The sequence below is a fragment of the Enterobacter cloacae complex sp. IR5401 genome (assembly GCF_049238425.1).
Classification (GTDB): Bacteria; Pseudomonadota; Gammaproteobacteria; order Enterobacterales; family Enterobacteriaceae; genus Enterobacter; species Enterobacter hormaechei_C.
The window spans coordinates 20856-38772 of the sequence record NZ_JBMKHN010000020.1 but is presented as its reverse complement, the minus strand read 5'-3'; the positions used below and the strand labels follow the sequence as shown (position 1 = coordinate 38772).

Annotated in this window: 20 protein-coding genes; 9 read left to right on the top strand and 11 right to left on the bottom strand. The window is 54.3% G+C overall.

The window, feature by feature from the left end; genetic code table 11:
- Window positions 1-46: 46 nt before the first annotated feature.
- Window positions 47-805 (bottom strand): C40 family peptidase, encoded by a 759-nt coding sequence (locus tag ACOTX1_RS21070; RefSeq protein WP_023313959.1) that lies wholly within the window; start codon window positions 803-805, stop codon window positions 47-49.
- A gap of 338 nt (window positions 806-1143) precedes the next feature.
- On the opposite strand from ACOTX1_RS21070, the gene grxD reads away from it, so the two are divergent.
- A complete protein-coding gene (gene grxD / locus ACOTX1_RS21065; RefSeq protein WP_003832760.1) occupies window positions 1144-1491 on the top strand; it encodes a monothiol glutaredoxin 4 in 348 nt (115 codons plus the stop codon).
- Between the two features lie 78 nt (window positions 1492-1569).
- Here grxD and rnt read toward each other — a convergent pair whose 3' ends face one another.
- From rnt to eptA, 5 genes are all read right to left on the bottom strand, one after another.
- Complete coding sequence (gene rnt / locus ACOTX1_RS21060; protein ID WP_003857625.1) at window positions 1570-2229, bottom strand: ribonuclease T; 660 nt, start codon at window positions 2227-2229, stop codon at window positions 1570-1572.
- Between the two features lie 96 nt (window positions 2230-2325).
- Complete coding sequence (gloA, locus tag ACOTX1_RS21055; protein WP_003857623.1) at window positions 2326-2733, bottom strand: lactoylglutathione lyase; 408 nt, start codon at window positions 2731-2733, stop codon at window positions 2326-2328.
- A gap of 99 nt (window positions 2734-2832) precedes the next feature.
- On the bottom strand, window positions 2833-3930 hold the full coding sequence (locus tag ACOTX1_RS21050; protein ID WP_015570682.1) for an alkene reductase: 1098 nt from the start codon (window positions 3928-3930) through the stop codon (window positions 2833-2835).
- A 53-nt stretch (window positions 3931-3983) separates the two neighbouring features.
- On the bottom strand, window positions 3984-4583 hold the full coding sequence (locus ACOTX1_RS21045) for a TetR/AcrR family transcriptional regulator (RefSeq protein WP_003857618.1): 600 nt from the start codon (window positions 4581-4583) through the stop codon (window positions 3984-3986).
- Window positions 4584-4609: 26 nt separating this feature from the next.
- A complete protein-coding gene (gene eptA / locus ACOTX1_RS21040) occupies window positions 4610-6250 on the bottom strand; it encodes a phosphoethanolamine transferase EptA (protein ID WP_032634528.1) in 1641 nt (546 codons plus the stop codon).
- A gap of 147 nt (window positions 6251-6397) precedes the next feature.
- Here eptA and ACOTX1_RS21035 point away from each other — a divergent pair, with 147 nt between their 5' ends.
- The 3 genes from ACOTX1_RS21035 (at window position 6398) to sodC (ending at window position 8182) form a co-directional block, all read left to right on the top strand.
- A complete protein-coding gene (locus ACOTX1_RS21035) occupies window positions 6398-6637 on the top strand; it encodes a DUF1289 domain-containing protein (RefSeq protein ID WP_003857614.1) in 240 nt (79 codons plus the stop codon).
- 48 nt (window positions 6638-6685) lie between these two features.
- Window positions 6686-7582 carry an aldo/keto reductase gene (locus tag ACOTX1_RS21030; protein ID WP_023313962.1) on the top strand — a complete coding sequence of 299 codons (897 nt, stop codon included), beginning with the start codon at window positions 6686-6688 and terminating at the stop codon, window positions 7580-7582.
- A gap of 81 nt (window positions 7583-7663) precedes the next feature.
- The gene (gene sodC / locus ACOTX1_RS21025) at window positions 7664-8182 is read left to right on the top strand and encodes a superoxide dismutase [Cu-Zn] SodC (RefSeq protein WP_023313963.1); all 519 of its coding nucleotides are present in this window, start codon (window positions 7664-7666) and stop codon (window positions 8180-8182) included.
- Here the strand turns inward: sodC and ACOTX1_RS21020 are convergent.
- Genes ACOTX1_RS21020 through ACOTX1_RS21010 form a run of 3 tightly spaced genes read right to left on the bottom strand, consistent with a single transcriptional unit; the run spans window position 8161 to window position 11293 of the window.
- The gene (locus tag ACOTX1_RS21020; RefSeq protein ID WP_032634530.1) at window positions 8161-10194 is read right to left on the bottom strand and encodes an FUSC family protein; all 2034 of its coding nucleotides are present in this window, start codon (window positions 10192-10194) and stop codon (window positions 8161-8163) included. The two genes, sodC and ACOTX1_RS21020, sit on opposite strands and share 22 nt — an antisense overlap.
- Entirely contained in the window at window positions 10194-11054 is an 861-nt protein-coding gene (locus tag ACOTX1_RS21015; RefSeq protein ID WP_032634533.1) for an HlyD family secretion protein, read from the bottom strand. Before ACOTX1_RS21015 ends, ACOTX1_RS21020 begins: the two co-directional genes overlap by 1 nt.
- 2 nt (window positions 11055-11056) lie before the next feature.
- The gene (locus ACOTX1_RS21010) at window positions 11057-11293 is read right to left on the bottom strand and encodes a DUF1656 domain-containing protein (RefSeq protein ID WP_023313966.1); all 237 of its coding nucleotides are present in this window, start codon (window positions 11291-11293) and stop codon (window positions 11057-11059) included.
- A gap of 187 nt (window positions 11294-11480) precedes the next feature.
- On the opposite strand from ACOTX1_RS21010, the gene slyA reads away from it, so the two are divergent.
- Window positions 11481-11921, top strand: a complete 441-nt coding sequence (gene slyA, locus ACOTX1_RS21005) for a transcriptional regulator SlyA (protein ID WP_032634142.1) — start codon at window positions 11481-11483, stop codon at window positions 11919-11921.
- 35 nt (window positions 11922-11956) lie between these two features.
- On the opposite strand, the gene ACOTX1_RS21000 is transcribed toward slyA, so the two are convergent.
- Together ACOTX1_RS21000 and slyB are read right to left on the bottom strand one after the other, a co-directional pair.
- Window positions 11957-13321, bottom strand: coding sequence for a GGDEF domain-containing protein (locus ACOTX1_RS21000; RefSeq protein ID WP_023313968.1), 1365 nt, complete (start codon window positions 13319-13321; stop codon window positions 11957-11959).
- A 193-nt stretch (window positions 13322-13514) separates the two neighbouring features.
- Window positions 13515-13982: an outer membrane lipoprotein SlyB gene (slyB, locus tag ACOTX1_RS20995; protein ID WP_003857604.1), complete on the bottom strand. Its 468-nt coding sequence runs from the start codon at window positions 13980-13982 to the stop codon at window positions 13515-13517.
- Window positions 13983-14237: 255 nt separating this feature from the next.
- Between slyB and anmK the strand changes: the two genes are divergently transcribed.
- From anmK to tyrS, 4 genes are all read left to right on the top strand, one after another.
- The gene (gene anmK / locus ACOTX1_RS20990) at window positions 14238-15362 is read left to right on the top strand and encodes an anhydro-N-acetylmuramic acid kinase (RefSeq protein ID WP_023313969.1); all 1125 of its coding nucleotides are present in this window, start codon (window positions 14238-14240) and stop codon (window positions 15360-15362) included.
- Window positions 15363-15455: 93 nt separating this feature from the next.
- Window positions 15456-15779 carry a C-type lysozyme inhibitor gene (gene mliC, locus ACOTX1_RS20985; RefSeq protein ID WP_023313970.1) on the top strand — a complete coding sequence of 108 codons (324 nt, stop codon included), beginning with the start codon at window positions 15456-15458 and terminating at the stop codon, window positions 15777-15779.
- A gap of 57 nt (window positions 15780-15836) precedes the next feature.
- Window positions 15837-16493 (top strand): pyridoxamine 5'-phosphate oxidase, encoded by a 657-nt coding sequence (gene pdxH / locus ACOTX1_RS20980; protein ID WP_003857601.1) that lies wholly within the window; start codon window positions 15837-15839, stop codon window positions 16491-16493.
- A 125-nt stretch (window positions 16494-16618) separates the two neighbouring features.
- Window positions 16619-17893 carry a tyrosine--tRNA ligase gene (tyrS, locus tag ACOTX1_RS20975; protein ID WP_023313971.1) on the top strand — a complete coding sequence of 425 codons (1275 nt, stop codon included), beginning with the start codon at window positions 16619-16621 and terminating at the stop codon, window positions 17891-17893.
- Window positions 17894-17917: the final 24 nt, after the last annotated feature.

The following is a 17917-nucleotide window of genomic DNA, read 5'->3' as shown; positions in this document are numbered from 1 at the left end:
ATGCAAAAGAGGAACTTACCCTGCCACAGAGGCGGCAGGGCAGGGGCTAGCGGATGGTTTTTGGCGTCATCACGCGGCGCGCACCCACATAGTGGCGCACCCAGTAATCTTCGCTGAGAGAGGTGATCTGAATGTCCTGACCGCTGCGCGGTGACTGGATAAATTTACCGTTACCCACATACACCCCAACGTGATCGGCAGTACCGCGTCCCTGGGTGCGGAAGAACACCAGGTCGCCATTTTGCAGTTCGCCACGGTTTACAGGGGCGGCGTCGCGCAGATGGTACATCTCATTGGCGGTGCGTGGAATGCGAAACTTCACCAGATCTTTATAGGCATAATAAACCAGCCCACTACAGTCAAAACCGGTGCGCGGAGAGGTGCCACCCCAGCGATACGGCTTACCTATTTGCCCCATCAGTTTGTTCATCGCCGTTTTTTGCGCTTTCTGCATGCGCGCTTTATGCACGTCAGCCAGCTTCGTCACTTTTGCGCATTTCGTTTTATGGCCTTTGCGCACGGTGCATTTTTCATTCACCAGGCTGGCGGTTGTGCGGGTGGTTTTGTGCGTGCCGGAGCGGAGAGTTTTGGTTTTACTGGAGGCGGTCTTTTTGGTCTGAGCGGTGATTTTCTTCTTAACTGTTTTGCTGGTGGTTTTTTTCTTACGTTCTGTGGATTTTGCCAGATGCGTTTTTTGTACAGCAGAATGCCGCGCCTGTTCAGAGGCGTTCGCCGCTGGCGTAAATGAGAGTGTGGTAAACAGTAAAGCACAGAGCGTCATCGAGATTTTAGTTATCCGCGCCACTGGGCAGTCCCCTGATAAATGCAGGCCACAATGCATACCCGCGTGAGATTTACAAAACCTGTCGATTCTAATCCATAAAATCAGAAGAAGTTAATAGCATTTTTCATTCAAAAATTATGTTTCGTTAGCAAGTGCAAAAAAATTCACCATTCTGACGCACTCCTGTTCGCTCCTTAAGCAAAACCGCACCCCGTCTGGCGATAAACGACATTAGCAATGCAACTTTATGCGATAAGCGATAAAATAATTAGACGTGACAAAAATGTTATTTTCCGATGTCGGCCTGACCCGCTACAATGTCAGACTGATGCCGTAACAGAAGTTAAAGGAAGCAAGACATGAGCACCACTATTGAAAAAATTCAGCGCCAGATCGCTGAAAACCCGATTCTCCTGTACATGAAAGGTTCTCCGAAGCTGCCAAGCTGCGGCTTCTCCGCGCAAGCGGTTCAGGCGCTGTCCGCCTGTGGTGAGCGTTTTGCTTACGTTGATATCCTGCAAAACCCGGACATTCGCGCTGAATTGCCAAAATACGCAAACTGGCCGACCTTCCCACAGCTGTGGGTTGATGGTGAACTGGTTGGCGGATGCGATATCCTGATTGAAATGTATCAGCGCGGCGAACTGCAACAGCTGATCAAAGAGACTGCGGCGAAGTATAAAACCGAAGAGCCGGACGCAGAATAAGTTTTCTGCGGCTATAAAAAAGCGACCACATTATGTTGGTCGCTTTTTTTTGTCCTGTGGGGCTGTTGATAACCCAACCTACGATTGAAGATCGGCCTCGTCGCCCATCGGCAGCGGCCAGCCGCCCAGACGTTTCCAGCGGTTGACGATCTCACAGAACAGCTCCGCCGTACGCTCGGTATCGTATAACGCGGAATGCGCCTGGGTACCGTCAAACGCAATACCCGCCGTGATGCAGGCTTTCGAGAGCACGGTTTGCCCCAGCGCCAGGCCGCTCAGCGCGGCGGTGTCGAAGGTCACAAACGGATGGAATGGATTACGCTTCAGCGAGGCGCGCTCGGCGGCAGCCATGGTGAAGCTGTGATCGAACGTAGCGTTGTGGGCTACCATGATGGCGCGGCTACAGTCATTCTCTTTCATGCCTTTGCGCACCATTTTGAATATGGCGTGCAGCGCCTCGTATTCGCTTACCGCCCCGCGCAGCGGGTTTGTCGGATCGATACCGTTAAAGGCCAGCGCCTCTGGCTGTAAGTTTGCCCCTTCAAAGGGTTCAACGTGGAAATGCAGCGTGGTGTCCGGTACAAGCCAGCCCTGTTCATCCATCTTCAGCGTGATGGCGGCAATCTCAAGCAGCGCATCGGTTTTAGCGTTAAATCCGGCTGTTTCTACATCAATGACAACGGGATAAAAACCACGAAAACGGTCGCACAGACCGGTAAATTGAGCGTTATCGGACATCAGGGTCTCTTACAAGGGGGAAAAAGCAGTGCGCATTATGGCAAATTTTGAGAGGGGATGCAGCAAAACAACGGGCGCATAGTGCGCCCTGAGGGATCAATTGCCCAGACCGCGACCAGCGTCTTTGGCTTCAATCAGTTCGATTTTATAACCGTCCGGATCTTCCACAAACGCAATGACGGTGGTACCGCCTTTAACCGGACCGGCTTCACGGGTGACGTTACCGCCATTGCTGCGGATACGTTCGCAGGCTTCGGCGGCGTTATCCACTTCCAGCGCGATGTGTCCGTAAGCCGTACCCAGCTCATAGCTGTCTACGCCCCAGTTGTAGGTCAGCTCGATGACCGCTTCATCAGATTCCGGGCCGTAACCGACAAACGCCAGAGAGTATTTATATTCCGGATTTTCGCTGGTGCGCAGCAGCTTCATGCCCAGAACGTTAGTGTAGAAATCGATGGAACGTTGCAGGTCGCCAACGCGCAGCATGGTGTGAAGTAGGCGCATAATTTCCTCATTAACCAGTGGAATGGATTATCTTTGTGAACAGAAACGATGTTTTAGTATAGCGGCGAAAGGTCGCCGCTATCAATGTACAAAGCGGGATTACAGTGAAGGGTAGTCGGTATAACCTTCCGCGCCGCCGCCATAGAAACTTTCAGGGCGCTGCGGGTTCAGTTCGGCTTTCTTCTGCAAACGGGCAACCAGATCCGGGTTAGCAATGTAGTCACGGCCAAAGGCCACGGCGTCGATCAGGCCTTTCCCGATCAGATCTTCAGCTTTCTCTGCCGTATACGCGCCCGCCCCGATAATCACGCCGTGGAAGCGCTCGCGCACTTTCTGGCGGAAGGCTTCACTATAAGGCTTGCCGCCTGCCCAGTCCGGCTCGGACATGTGCAGATAGGCGATACCGCGTTTCGCCAGCTCTTCAATCAGATACAGCGCGTCTGCTTCTTCGTTCGGACCGTTGTCGACGTTCTGGAAAGTACCGATCGGGGAGACACGAATACCAATGCGGTCTGCGCTCCACTCATTACAGACAGCATCCACCACTTCAAGCACCAGACGCGCGCGGTTTTCAACGCTGCCGCCGTACTGGTCGGTACGCTGGTTGGAAGAAGGGGACAGGAACTGATGCAGCAGGTAACCGTGCGCAGAGTGCAGCTCAACCAGGTCGAAGCCCGCTTCACGGGCGTTGGCGACGGCCTGACGGAAATCATTCACAATACCCGGGATCTCGTCCAGCTCCAGCGCGCGTGGCGTGGTGGTGTCAACGCGGATCGCATTACCGTTTTCATCGCGCAGGGAAGTGCGGGTATTGGCGTTCAGGGCAGAAGCAGAAACCGGCGCCTGACCGCCAGGCTGGATGCTGCTGTGTGAGATACGACCGGTGTGCCACAGCTGAACCGCAATACGGCCATCTTCAGCATGAACACCTGCGGTGATTTTTTTCCACGCGGCGATCTGTTCCGGGCTGTGCAGACCCGGCGCACCGGCGTAGCCTTTTGCCTGGGCAGAAATCTGCGTGGCTTCGGAAATAATCAGGCCCGCGCTGGCGCGCTGACGATAATACTCACCCATCAATGGCGTTGGGATATCGCCCGGCTCGATGCTGCGCAGACGGGTGAGTGGGGCCATAAACACGCGGTTTGGGGCAGTAACGGCACCCACTTTCAGTGGGGTAAACAGCTTTTCAGCGGACATAATGGCTCCTGAGTAGACCAGTCGACTAGTAAAAGGGTAAATAAAAACGCCGGCTACACGCCTGGCGCGGTTATACAGTTTTTCACGTGCGCCAGCGCGCTTTCGAGCGGCACGGCGCTGCGAGACATTTTTGCTTGCAGGTTGGCGCCTAACCAGAGGGAATAGAGCACCTGTGCCTGCGTGAGCGGATCGCCGGAGAAGGAGAGCGTTTTTTCATTGCGCCCGCTCTCCAGCGCCTGAGCCAGCAGTGCAATCACGCCGCTGGCCCCTTTATCCATGGCGGTGCGCATATCTTCGGAGAGATCGCACACTTCGGCAGACAGTTTTACCGTCAGGCAGCCGCTGATGATGCCCTGCTGACAGAACTGCGTCAGCGTTTCCTGATAGTAGTTCAGAACACGATCCCGGTAGTCACCTTCACCGCTGGCGAAGTGGGCTGCCAGGCGCTGATGGTAGCTGGCGTAGTGCCGCTCCAGCATGGCAACGCCGAACGCCTCTTTGGAACGAAAATAGTGATAAAACGATCCCTTAGGTACTTCAGCGGTTTTTAACAACTCGCTAAGCCCCATCCCGGTAAACCCGCGATGCATGCAAAGGCGCTCGCCGGTAGCCAGCAAATGTTCTCGTGTATCGTGTTCAGTGTGTCTGCTCATGTCCTTACTCTAATAGACCGTTCGGTCTAATGCAAGCCCGCTTGGCGACGACACTGTGACAGAATATCCAGCTGCGGCTGATAAACCGCTGATTTCACGTCCATCATGCCCAGAACGGTGGCGAATAAATTGTCCTGTGAAACCGCCTCTTTTGCGGCATGGTCACGCAGGCAATCCGTGTTTACGCCGAAGTTTTTCGCATAATCCGGGGAGAGCCAGAACATAAAAGGAATATGCGTTTGCTGCTCCGGGGCCAGCATATACGGCGTACCGTGCAGGTAAATTCCGCTTTCGCCCAGCGATTCACCGTGATCGGAGAGGTAAATGAGCGCCGTGTTCATGTTGGCCTGCCGGGCTTTCAGTGCGTCGATGGTTCGGCTGACGACGCTGTCGGTATACAGAATCGTGTTGTCATAGGTATTGATCAGCGGCTGATGATCGCAATCCTGAATTTCATTGGTATCGCAGGTTGGGGTGAACTTGCGGAAGCTATCAGGGTAGCGTTTGTAATAGGCCGGACCGTGGCTGCCCATCAGGTGAATAACCAGAACCGTATCCTGCTTTATTCCATCCAGCACGTTGTCCAGGCGGTACAGGTTAACGTCGTCGATACAGGATTTGTCCTTACAGAACTGATCCAGTTTCCACTGGGTCATGTCCGTGTGCGGCACGCGGTCGCAGGCGCCTTTACATCCGCCGTCGTTGTCGCGCCACATCAGGTTGAACCCGGCGTGGTTAAGCACATCAAGCAGACCTTCCTGATGATGGGCGAGGTCCGCGTCATATTTTTTCCGCGTCATGCCGGAGAACATGCAGGGGACGGAAACAGCGGTTTCCGTGCCACAGGAGGAGGCCCGCGGGAAGTTGATGACATCCTGCTTTTTCAGCTCGGGGTTGGTTTCACGCGGGTAACCATTTAACGAGTAGTTTGCGGCGCGGGAGGCTTCGCCCACCACCACAACCAGCACGGTTTTCTTGCGTTGGCTGGCAATCAGCGCGCCTTTATGAGCATCTTCGCCAATGCGGACCAGCGTCTGGTCGCCGGCAAACCAGCGCATTTTGCTGTATTTCACCACGGCGCTCACGTAATTCGCCGGGGTGACCATTTTTACGATGCTTTTGTTATTGCGGAACAGCGAAGCATAGTCTTTATAGAACACTGACGCGACCAGGATGATCACCAGCAGCGCACCCAGCATAGCGGCGAGGCGCGTCAGGAGGGCATACCACCATTTTCCGGTGCGAATGCGCGTCAGGGCTAACACAACAGATGGAACCAGACCCGCTACGACCAGCCACAGGATCATCTGCGGCGTCACCAGGGCTGTCGCTTCCTGAGAATTAGTCTCGAACACGTTCACAATCATGTTCTGATCGATAACCGCGCCATAGGTATACATAAACCAGGTCGCGGCGGCGCATCCCAGGGTCAGGACAATCAGGAGCGGCTTACGAATATAGGGGATATTTAACAGGCTGAAGACAATCACCCAGCCGCAGAACAGTACCAGCGGCACGCTGGCAGCAAACAGGACATCGTGCAGATGCGCAGGCGCAATAATTGACCAGCTGCGCTGGATAAACAGTGCATTCAGTACGGTAAAGAAAAATGCACAGCCCAGAGTAAATTTTATATCGTTACAGTGTAACTTTTTTGCGAACCACATGATAAGCAGACCATTCGTTATATCAATGCGGCGAGTATAAGAAGGGAAGATTAGCGAAACCTTAATGTCCTGTTTGTGGCAGACATCCTTGCATGCAAGCCATTTAGGGTCTTCACTGTAGGGAATAATGACGTTCTGGAGGTAGGTGTGGCAGAGCAACTGGAATTTTTCCCTGTCCAGAGCCCGTGCCGGGGTATTTGCCAGGTTGATGAACGAGGATACTGTCGTGGCTGCATGCGCACGCGCGATGAACGTTTTAACTGGCAAAATTTCAGCGACGCGCAAAAGCAGGAGGTCTTACGGCTTTGCCGACAGCGTCTGCTGCGTAAAATTCGTGCAAATAAAGCGGTTGAACCCGAAGAACCTCAGCAACCTTCACTGTTTTAGCAGGGTAATTGCGTATACTTGTGACATGACTTCCTTGAGGAAAATGTTATGGTTCAGCGTATTACCCTTGCCCCACAGGGCCCGGAATTCTCCCGATTCGTTATGGGCTACTGGCGCCTCATGGACTGGAATATGTCTCCGGTCCAGCTGGCGGACTTTATAGAAGAGCATCTCGATCTCGGGATCACCACCGTCGATCACGCTGATATTTATGGCGGCTATCAGTGCGAGGCCGCCTTTGGCGAAGCGCTGAAGCGTGCGCCGGGGCTGCGTGAACGAATGGAGATTGTGACCAAATGCGGTATTGCCACCACAGCAAAACCGGAGCATGCGCTTGGACATTACATCACTGACAGCGCGCATATCGTTAAAAGCGCCGAGCAGTCACTGGTCAACCTGGCCACCGATCGTATCGACCTGCTGCTGATCCACCGTCCCGATCCGTTGATGGATGCGGATGAGGTCGCGGAAGCCTTCCTGACGCTGCACCAGAGCGGCAAAGTGCGCCATTTTGGCGTGTCTAACTTCACCCCGGCACAGTTTGCGCTATTGCAGTCTCGCCTGCCGTTTACGCTGGCGACGAATCAGGTGGAGATCTCGCCTGTTCATCAGCCGCTGCTGCTGGATGGCACGCTCGACCAACTGCAACAGCTGCGCATCCGTCCAATGGCATGGTCTTGCCTGGGAGGCGGCCGTCTGTTTAACGATGAGGCATTCCAGCCGCTGCGTAACGAGCTTGAAACGGTGGCGCGCGAACTGAATGCGGAGAGTATCGAGCAGGTGGTTTACGCCTGGATCCTGCGCCTGCCGTCTAAACCGCTGCCAATTATTGGCTCCGGCAAAATTGAGCGTGTCCGCGCTGCGCTTGTTGCTGAGGAGCTGGATATGACGCGTCAGCAGTGGTTCCGCATTCGTAAGGCGGCGCTGGGCTACGACGTACCCTGAGCACGCCTGAACCTGACTTTCCGGTGAAATCTGCGCCTCTGGTATAGACTTAAGGTGCAAAAAATAACCCGTGGAGGTCATATGAAGCGTTTTGCTCTGGCAATGGTCACGCTGGTTGTTTGCGCAGGGGCGCAGGCAGCCAGCGAGGACGTTGAAATGAATCTCGTCACTTCTCAGGGGGTAGGTCAGTCCATCGGGACGGTGAAAATCACCGAAACCGATAAAGGGCTGGAATTTGCTCCCGATCTCAAGGCTCTTCCACCCGGCGAACATGGTTTTCACGTTCATGCTAAAGGCAGCTGTCAACCCGCGATGAAAGAGGGGAAACCAACAGCTGCGGAAGCCGCAGGGGGGCATCTCGACCCGCAGAACTCCGGTAAGCATGAAGGCCCGGAAGGGATGGGGCACCTCGGCGATCTGCCGGTGCTGGTGGTAAATAACGATGGTAAAGCCACCGATCCGGTTGTGGCGCCACGACTCAAAAAGCTTGACGAGGTCAAAGGCAAGGCGCTGATGGTCCACGTGGGCGGCGATAACATGTCCGATCAACCTGAACCGCTTGGCGGCGGCGGGGCGCGCTATGCCTGCGGGGTGATCTGATCGCCAATCGTTCCGGGTGGCGGCGCCTGTTCAAGCTGTGACAGGGAGCAGTGCAGCCGCCAGATAATGGATGCCAGATCGCGGGCCGCAGGCTGATGATGGTGCGCCAGCGTGTCGCAAATACGCTGAAGCTCGGCGAGCGTGACGCTCAGGGGGCGCTGCTGCACCCCGCGCTCGCTCATCACATCGCGGAGCATGGAAATACAGTTATCACGGACCTGCGACAGCGGATCGGAACGCGTCTCCCAGGCGCGCAGCTGCCACACCACGTGCGAACAGTTTAGCAGCACCACGCCCCAGCGCAGTAGCCAGCGACGGGAGAGTGAATCCTGGCTGTTGTTCAGCTGGCTGACATGATGGTAAACCAGCGATTCATACTCGCTTTCGCGCAGATGCGGCCTGCGGCTCAGCTGATCGACAAAACCCCTGCGCAACTCCCGAATATGCCTGCGGCTTTTACGCGCGTCCGAGCCCGGGCGTAGCACGGCGAAAGCCAGCCACGCCAGCCCCACGCCGAGGATCTTCGCCAGGTTGTCGTTGAGAAAATCAGCGTAATCGTAAACCGGTGGATTCGTTACAGAGATAAATGAGCCCATAAAAACAATTAACTGACCCCACAGACCGGCCAGTTTAGGCATTTGCAGTTTGAGCAACTGCATGGTGGTTAATAGCGGGAAGAGAAACAGCAGAAATTGCCAGAGGTCGGTTATCTGCACCATCAAACCAAATTTCACCACGAAGCTGAACAGCGACAGCAGCACCAGCGTACGCAGCAGAAGCGTCAGGGAGTTAAAGGGGGAAGCGGCGACGGAATAGAGCACGCAGCTGATTGCCGCAAGCGTCAGGGCCGCACTGCCCGCATCCCATTGCGTGGTGATGGCCCATGCGCCTATGGCCGTCAACGCGCAAAACGTACGAAAACCGCTCCACAGCGCCTCCATTGCGTCGGTATGCCGCGCCAGAGCAGGACTACCGGGAACGGAAAATTCGGTGACGGGCGTGGCATTCTCGACGGCTTTTAACCAGCGGCTGCTGCGCAGATACAGGCGGCAGAAATAGTTTAGACGCTGCCAGAAGGCGCGATGCCGGTAGTCATATTCATCCGCTGGGGCGAGCGGCGCGATAATGCGGGCCACGGTATAAATATCGGCATCCGAACGCGCAAGGGTAGCGAGCAGCGCCTCGATAATCTCCCGGGTATGGGCTGGGGGGGTAGGCCAGTTCAGCAACATCCGACGAAGGCTCGAGATCGCGCTCGTCATCCGCAATTGCTGGTGCAATAAATAGTTCAGAAGCGTGTTCTGGCGACGAAAACGGTAGTGGCTCCAGAAAGCCTGGATGCGCAACAGGTTCATGGTCAGGATCTGGCCGATGACCTTTTCGTGCGCGAGGCGGATGTCATCGCTGCTGTCAGGCTGCCAGAGCAGGCTGGCATGTTCCAGCAAACGTGCGTGCATCGTTTTAAGTGCGGTGATAAGCGTAGTGCCATCTGAGGTACTGGGCAGGATCATCATCATGACGCCCCCGCACAGAATGCCGACCATCACTTCACACACGCGTGCCTGGGCGATATCCCACAGCTCAGTGGTATCCAGCACGTTGACGACCGGAAAGGCGATAATGGCCGCGGTGTAACCCGCCAGTTGAAACGCATAGGCAACGTTATTGGTAAAATGAGCGCAGGCCCAGGTACACAGCCCCAGCCATGCCGACATGCTTAACAAAAAGAGCCAGGGATCGTTCAGAGTATGGCCGGCAAGAAGCAGTGCGGCGGTTGCCCCCAGCAGGCTACCCGCCACGCGCCCGAGGCTTTTACTGATAACGCCCCCGACGGTTGGGAAGCTGACGACCGCCGCAGAGGTCATCGCCCAGTAAGGCTCATCCAGATTCAGATAATAGGCAACCGTAAGCGCAAGGCACATGGCGATGCCGTTACGCAGCGCGTAACGCCACTGCGGCCGTGTCGCTTTTATCCACGGCGTATTGCGCCAGGAGAAAGCTCCCAGGTTCATCATCGCGATCCGATGGCGACGGTGCAGGTTGTGCCAGAGACCAAGGTAATGTCTTTCGGCAGTTGATCAAACTCGACGCGAACAGGCACCCGCTGAGCCAGACGCACCCACGGTACGTTGGGTTTGATGTCGGGCACCAGGCCAGAATCGGTTTCCACGCTCTGATCGTAAATTGCCCGACCTATGCTGCTAACGTGACCCTGTAACGTTTCTGCGCCGCTGTAAAGCGTGATTCGGGCAGGCGCTCCCTCGCGGATATGGCGCAGCTTGGTCTCTTCAAAATAACCTACAACATAGAAAGAGCGGCTGTCGACCAGGGCAAAGACCGGCTGGCCTGTGGTGGCGTAATCCCCCACACGGGTCGACAAGCTCGTGATCCATCCATCCACCGGAGCTTTGACAACGGTCTGGGACAGTTGCCACTCGGCCTGTTTCAGCGTTGCCTCTGCAACCTTCAGGCTGGCCTGCATGGCTTTTACATTGATATTGGCGGTATCGAGATCTTCCGCAGAGATGTAATTCCTCGACAGATGTCGGCGACGTTCGGCTTCGTTATTGGCTTTTGCCAGATCGGATTGAGCTTTTGCGAGCTGCGCCTGGGCATTGAGCACCGCAATGTGAAAAGGGGTCTCGTCGATGCGGAATAACACATCACCCGCATGAACGAACTGGTTGTCCTTCACCAGCAGCGCGCTGATACTGCCGGACACTTGTGGCGTGATGCTGACCTGTTCCGCGCGGATCTTGCCGTCACGCGTCCAGGGCGACTGCATGTAATAATTCCAGAGCCACCAGCCGGCGATAAGCGCCAGCGCTAAGACGAAAAGAGTGGAAAAATATTTTAACGTTTTCAATGCTATTCTCACCACACGGTTAACACGGCAAGGCCAAGACAGACGGAGAAGGTAAACAGGGAGAGATCCATTAACATCGGGTGCCAGATTTCACCGGAATACATCCAGTCGCGCAGCAGACGATGCGCAATGAGCCAGATCACAAAACCGACCATCACGGCTTTAAACAGTGGCGGAAAGTAGACCGATGCGCCAACAATCAGATCCTGGAGGGGCAACCCTGCGGAGAAGGAAAACAACGTCACAAGCAGCGATCCTTTGCGGTGGAATGAGGGCCACAATGGCAGATTTCAATGCGATGGCGCATTACCGTTCAGTGTAAATCATCCTTTAAGGAATGATGAATACCGTGATTGCATTTGTTTTGGCAATACAAATACTGCAAACTATTCTAAAATCACTATAATCACTTAGCAAGCTAATTATAAGGAGATGAAATTGGAATCGCCATTAGGTTCTGATCTGGCAAGGTTGGTACGCATCTGGCGTGCTCTGATTGACCATCGCCTGAAACCTCTGGAACTCACACAGACGCACTGGGTTACGCTGCACAACATCCATCAGCTTCCGCCCGATCAGTCACAGATCCAATTGGCAAAAGCGATTGGTATTGAACAGCCTTCCCTAGTGCGTACCCTTGACCAGCTGGAAGAGAAGGGACTCATCTCCCGACAAACCTGCGCCAGCGACCGTCGCGCCAAGCGGATCAAATTGACGGAAAAAGCGGCCCCGATTATTACTGAGATGGAAAGCGTCATCAGTAAAACGCGAGGAGAGATCCTGGCCGGTATTTCACCCGCTGAGCTGGAGATGCTGATCGGACTCATCGCCCGTCTTGAGCAAAACATCCACGATTTACAGTCGCGCGACTGACGTTGTTCACTGGCCTTGCTCGTGCAAGGCCTTTGTCATGTTCTGAACACCACCACCCGGTTGCGGCCCGTCTCTTTTGCCTCGTACATGGCTTTATCCGCGCTTTCCACACAGGTTTCAGCGCTGGTTTCCGGCGAGGTAGCGGTGAATACTCCCATACTAATGGTAATCGGTTCCGGAAGCTGCCCACCGCTGCTGGCCTTGTCAAACCCGCTCAACTTGAGGCGAATACGTTCGGCAACCTGATGCGCGACATCGGACGGTGTATTTGTCAGCATGAGCACAAACTCTTCGCCGCCGATCCGCGCCGCGATATCCTGCGGTCGCACCGAATCGGTCAACAGGTTTGAGACAAACTGTAAAACCCTATCCCCCTGCAAATGACCGTAGCAGTCGTTAATGCGTTTAAAACGGTCAAGATCGCTCACGACCACCGACACCGGATGTGTCACCGTGGCCGTGTTTAGCGCGTGATTTAATGAATCATAGAAATAGCTGCGATTATAAAGACGGGTGAGGGGGTCGCGGATGGAATTTTGATAAGACTGCTGATATTTTACATGCGAGTCACGATACAAATTAAATACGTCGGAAAGTAAGATGAAAATAATCATTAACGTAGCGACAGTTTCGAATAACCGTGCCCGGTACCATGAAATATCTTCAGCGTGTCCGCCTAACAATAGCATGAGCAGAGTGACGATATAACAGACACATAAAAAATTGCCGCCGACCCAAAACAAATTCCTCACGCGGGTAATGGCCAACAGGGTGATTAACGTTACTACCCACAGGACGATCAAAATGATATTGATCGCCTGGCTCCAGAGAACCATAAACTGTCGGGTTTCATTATCCACCAGGTCCAGTGTGAGCAGGGTTGAATGGCTGGAATAGAACAATGCCAGCCCAAGCATACAGCCCGTAAAGAGCGAGGCGCCGACAACGATACCAACATGGGCGCTTCGTGAGAGCGCAGAATTGCGCAGGGTATACAGTAATGCTGCGACGATCATCAGCACCGCCATTAAAAAGTGGCGGAACATGTAGAAAATCATGGCGTCGTTATAGTTCGCTTCGTTGAACTGATAGAGATCAAGCCAGGCCGGGAAGCTGGCCAGTGTCCCCACCATCAGTAACGCCGAACCGGCAAAGGCCAGGGCAATGGGAACAAGATATAATCGCCTTTTGTCGCACCAGTATTTCATTGCCATAAAACAGGCAATAAACAGATGGAACACCAGAAGAAATATCGTCAGCGTAGGGAAAAACAAAGGTGAAAACGAAGGAACCCATTCAACAAGTTTTATAAAAAAACCTTGTAATACGGCAATGATAACAATGCACCCAAGCGCGAAGGCCACAAAGCGGTTCTTTACAAATCGACAGATCGCAAGCATAGAGAATTTAAAAATTAAAAAAGGAAAAAGAGATTGCGAAGAGTCTAAGCGAGGGAAATAAAAAATACTTTGCGCACGGACAAGAACGGGTGAAATGAATAATTCATCATGTGAATATATTGTGCCAATATATTATTGGAAATGATGATTTTGGTAAATGGATGCGGTCTGAAAGACCACATCCATCAGGATATTAACGCGGGGAGACGGTGACCTGGCTGCCGTTGCTTGCAAGAACAACACGCTGGCCAGCAGAGAAGCGGGTGTTACCCTGTTTCTGCACAACCATAATAGTGCTGCCATCGTCTTTGCGGATTTCCAGCTCAACGCCCTGAGTTTTGTTCATCGCACCCTGAACGCCCTGACCCGCTACGCCGCCTGCAACTGCGCCCGCTGCGGTCGCCAGAGAACGTCCGGTGCCGCCGCCAATAGTATTACCCAGGAAACCACCCAGCACAGCACCGCCGATTGCGCCCACCACGTTCGTGTCATCGCCACCCTGAATCTGAACAGGACGGGCATTAACGATAGTACCGTATGTCACGTTCTGTACCTGTTTAGCTTCAGAAGCACTATATACGTCGCCGGAGAGTGAACTGTCATTCACACAACCCGCCAGTGTTAAACCAATCAGCGAAACGCCCAGTACACGTAAAATCATTTGACTCTCCTGTTCACCAAAAAACGCCCGGTTGGGGCATCCGTCATGGCTAAATTATATGGCATTCCTGACCACAGTTCATATCTTTGCATGCCGAATAAATAAATTTTACCTGAACAGGGCTTAACGGGACATAAACAAACATCGCCTGTGCTACAGGTCTGAGATTGTTAAAAATTATTATCACCGCATAGCAAAGCCGCGTTATTTATGATGGAGTGTTTGCACTTAGCCCATGTAACGTAAGGAAAGCGCATGAAATCGGGTCGCTATATCGGTGTGATGTCTGGTACCAGTCTTGACGGTGTGGATGTCGTTCTGGCCGCCATTGATGAAAACATGGTGGCGCAGCAGGCAAGCCTGACCTGGCCAATTCCGGTCTCGTTAAAAGAAGAGATCCTGAACATCTGCCAGGGGCAACAGCTGACGCTTTCCCAACTGGGCCAACTGGATGTGCGTCTGGGGGCGCTGTTTGCTGATGCGGTACTGGCCCTGATGCAGCAGGAAAGACTCCACCCGCAGGATATCGTGGCAATAGGCTGCCATGGGCAGACCGTCTGGCATGAACCTGTCGGCGAGGCGCCGCACACGATGCAAATTGGCGATAACAACCAGATTGTGGCAAAAACCGGCGTAACGGTGGTGGGTGATTTCCGTCGTCGCGATATGGCCCTCGGCGGGCAGGGGGCGCCGCTGGTTCCGGCTTTTCATCAAGCGCTGCTGGCGCACCCGTTAGAGCGCAGGATGGTCCTGAACATCGGCGGGATCGCCAACCTGTCGATGCTTATTCCCGGGCAGCCCGTGCGGGGGTACGATACCGGACCCGGTAATATGCTGATGGATGCCTGGATCTGGCGTCAGAGCGGTAAAGCCTATGACAAAGACGCGCAGTGGGCCAGCCAGGGGAAAGTGATCCTTCCCTTGCTGCAAACCCTGTTAAGCGATCCTTTCTTTGCTCTGCCTGCGCCAAAAAGCACGGGGCGGGAATATTTCAACTACGGCTGGCTTGAACGTCAGCTGGCGCGCTTCCCCGGCCTTGCGCCTCAGGATGTTCAGGCTACGCTGACGGAGCTCACCGCGGTGTCGATCTCTGAACAGGTGTTGCTGAGCGGCGGGTGTGAGCGCTTGCTGGTATGCGGAGGCGGAAGCCGAAACCCGCTGGTGATGGCACGCCTCGCCGCCTTGCTGCCGGGCACCGAAGTCACGACCACTGATGAAGCCGGGATCAGCGGAGACGATATGGAAGCGCTGGCCTTCGCCTGGCTTGCCTGGCGTACGGTTGCCGGTCTGCCGGGTAATTTACCCTCCGTAACCGGTGCGCGGGAGGCGAGCGTCCTCGGGGCCATTTTCCCCGCAAACCCGCGCCATAATCAGAGTTAACTGAAATTCAGCGGGAGGCGTAACCCGTAAAATAGGGAAAAACAGGAGGGCGGTTAGGCCCTCCAGGACCAGGATAGTCTTCGGAATCTGCCCATGAAAAAACTTCTTCTCATTGCTGTACCTTTTCTTATGACCGGATGCAGCGTCTATAACCACTTCGTTGAGCGTATGCAAACCGATACGCTGGAATATCGTTGTGATGAAAAACCGCTGACGGTGAAGCTGAACAACCCGCGTCAGGAAGCCAGCTTTGTTTATGACAATAAGTTGTTGACGCTGAAGCAGGGAATGTCGGCCTCCGGTGCGCGCTACTCAGACGGGATCTACGTCTTCTGGTCGAAAGGCGACAGCGCCACCGTCTACAAGCGTGACCGCATTGTGCTGAACGATTGTCAGCTTCAAAATCCGAAGCGTTGAGATTTTTGAAGGGGGCGCGCACAATAGCGCCACCCAATCTCACTTTCAGCTAACGCCATGTCAGATAACGACGAACTACAGCAAATTGCGCATCTGCGCCGTGAATACACCAAAGGCGGTTTGCGACGCCAGGATCTTCCCGCCGAACCGCTGGTGCTTTTTGAACGCTGGCTGAAGCAGGCCTGCGAAGCGAAACTGGCCGACCCGACGGCGATGGTCGTTGCCACGGTTGATGAAAATGGTCAGCCGTATCAACGCATCGTTCTTCTCAAGCATTATGACGAGAAAGGGCTGGTGTTCTACACCAACCTGGGCAGTCGTAAAGCGCATCACCTTGAAAATAATCCGCGTATTAGCCTGCTCTTCCCGTGGCATATGCTTGAGCGCCAGGTGATGGTTACCGGCAAGGCGGAGCGCCTCTCTACGCTTGAAGTGGTGAAATATTTCCACAGCCGCCCGCGCGACAGTCAGATCGGTGCCTGGGTCTCTAAACAGTCCAGCCGCATCTCAGCCCGCGGCGTGCTGGAGAGTAAATTCCTCGAACTCAAACAGAAGTTTCAGCAGGGTGAAGTACCGCTGCCGAGTTTCTGGGGCGGGTTCCGCATCCCCATTGAGCAGATGGAATTCTGGCAGGGCGGTGAACACCGTCTCCACGACCGCTTTTTATACCAGCGCGACAACGGTGGCTGGAAAATCGACAGACTGGCACCGTAATCCCCAAAATTTGTTGATTTAAGCGCTAGCGCACACCGCGCTGGCGCTTTATTCTATGGTCCTTTCGCATCAGGCGAAAAGTCGTGTACCGGCAAAGGTGCAGTCGTTTATACATGGAGAATTTGATGGCAAGCAGTAACTTGATTAAACAATTGCAAGAGCGGGGCCTCGTGGCCCAGGTGACGGACGAGGAAGCGTTAGCAGAGCGACTGGCGCAAGGCCCGATCGCGCTCTATTGCGGCTTCGATCCCACCGCTGACAGCTTGCATTTGGGGCATCTTGTTCCATTGTTATGCCTGAAACGCTTCCAGATGGCCGGCCATAAGCCTGTCGCTCTGGTTGGCGGCGCGACCGGTCTGATTGGCGACCCAAGTTTCAAAGCCGCTGAGCGTAAGCTGAATACCGAAGACACCGTGCAGGAGTGGGTGGATAAGATCCGTAAACAGGTTGCACCGTTCCTGGATTTCGACTGCGGTGATAACTCTGCGATTGCGGCGAACAACTACGACTGGTTTGGTGGCATGAACGTGCTGACGTTCCTGCGTGACATCGGCAAACACTTCTCTGTTAACCAGATGATTAACAAAGAAGCAGTGAAGCAGCGTCTTAACCGTGACGACCAAGGTATCTCTTTCACCGAGTTCTCCTACAACCTGTTGCAGGGGTATGACTTCGCCTGCCTGAACAAGCTGCACGGCGTATCTCTGCAAATTGGCGGTTCCGACCAGTGGGGTAACATCACCTCCGGTATCGATCTGACCCGTCGCCTCCACCAGAATCAGGTGTTTGGTCTGACCGTGCCGTTGATCACCAAAGCAGACGGTACCAAGTTCGGTAAGACCGAAGGCGGCGCGGTATGGCTGGATCCGAAGAAAACCAGCCCGTATAAATTCTACCAGTTCTGGATCAACACGGCGGATGCCGACGTTTATCGCTTCCTGAAGTTCTTCACCTTTATGAATATCGAAGAAATCAATGCGCTGGAAGAAGAAGACAAGAACAGCGGTAAAGCACCACGCGCCCAGTACGTGCTGGCGGACGAAGTAACCAAACTGGTTCACGGCGAAGAAGGTCTGGCGGCGGCGAAACGCATTACGGCGAGCCTGTTCAACGGGACCCTGAGCGATTTAAGCGAAGCGGATTTCGAACAGCTGGCGCAGGATGGCGTACCGATGGTGGAGATGGAAAAAGGCGCCGATCTGATGCAGGCGCTGGTGGACTCCGAGCTCCAGCCGTCTCGCGGTCAGGCGCGTAAAACCATCGCCTCTAACGCGATCACCATTAATGGCGAAAAACAGGCCGATCCGGAATATACCTTTACCGAGAACGACCGTCTCTATGGTCGCTACACGCTGCTGCGTCGCGGTAAGAAAAATTACTGCCTGGTCTGCTGGAAGTAATTAAAAGTATGCAGGGGCGTGGGA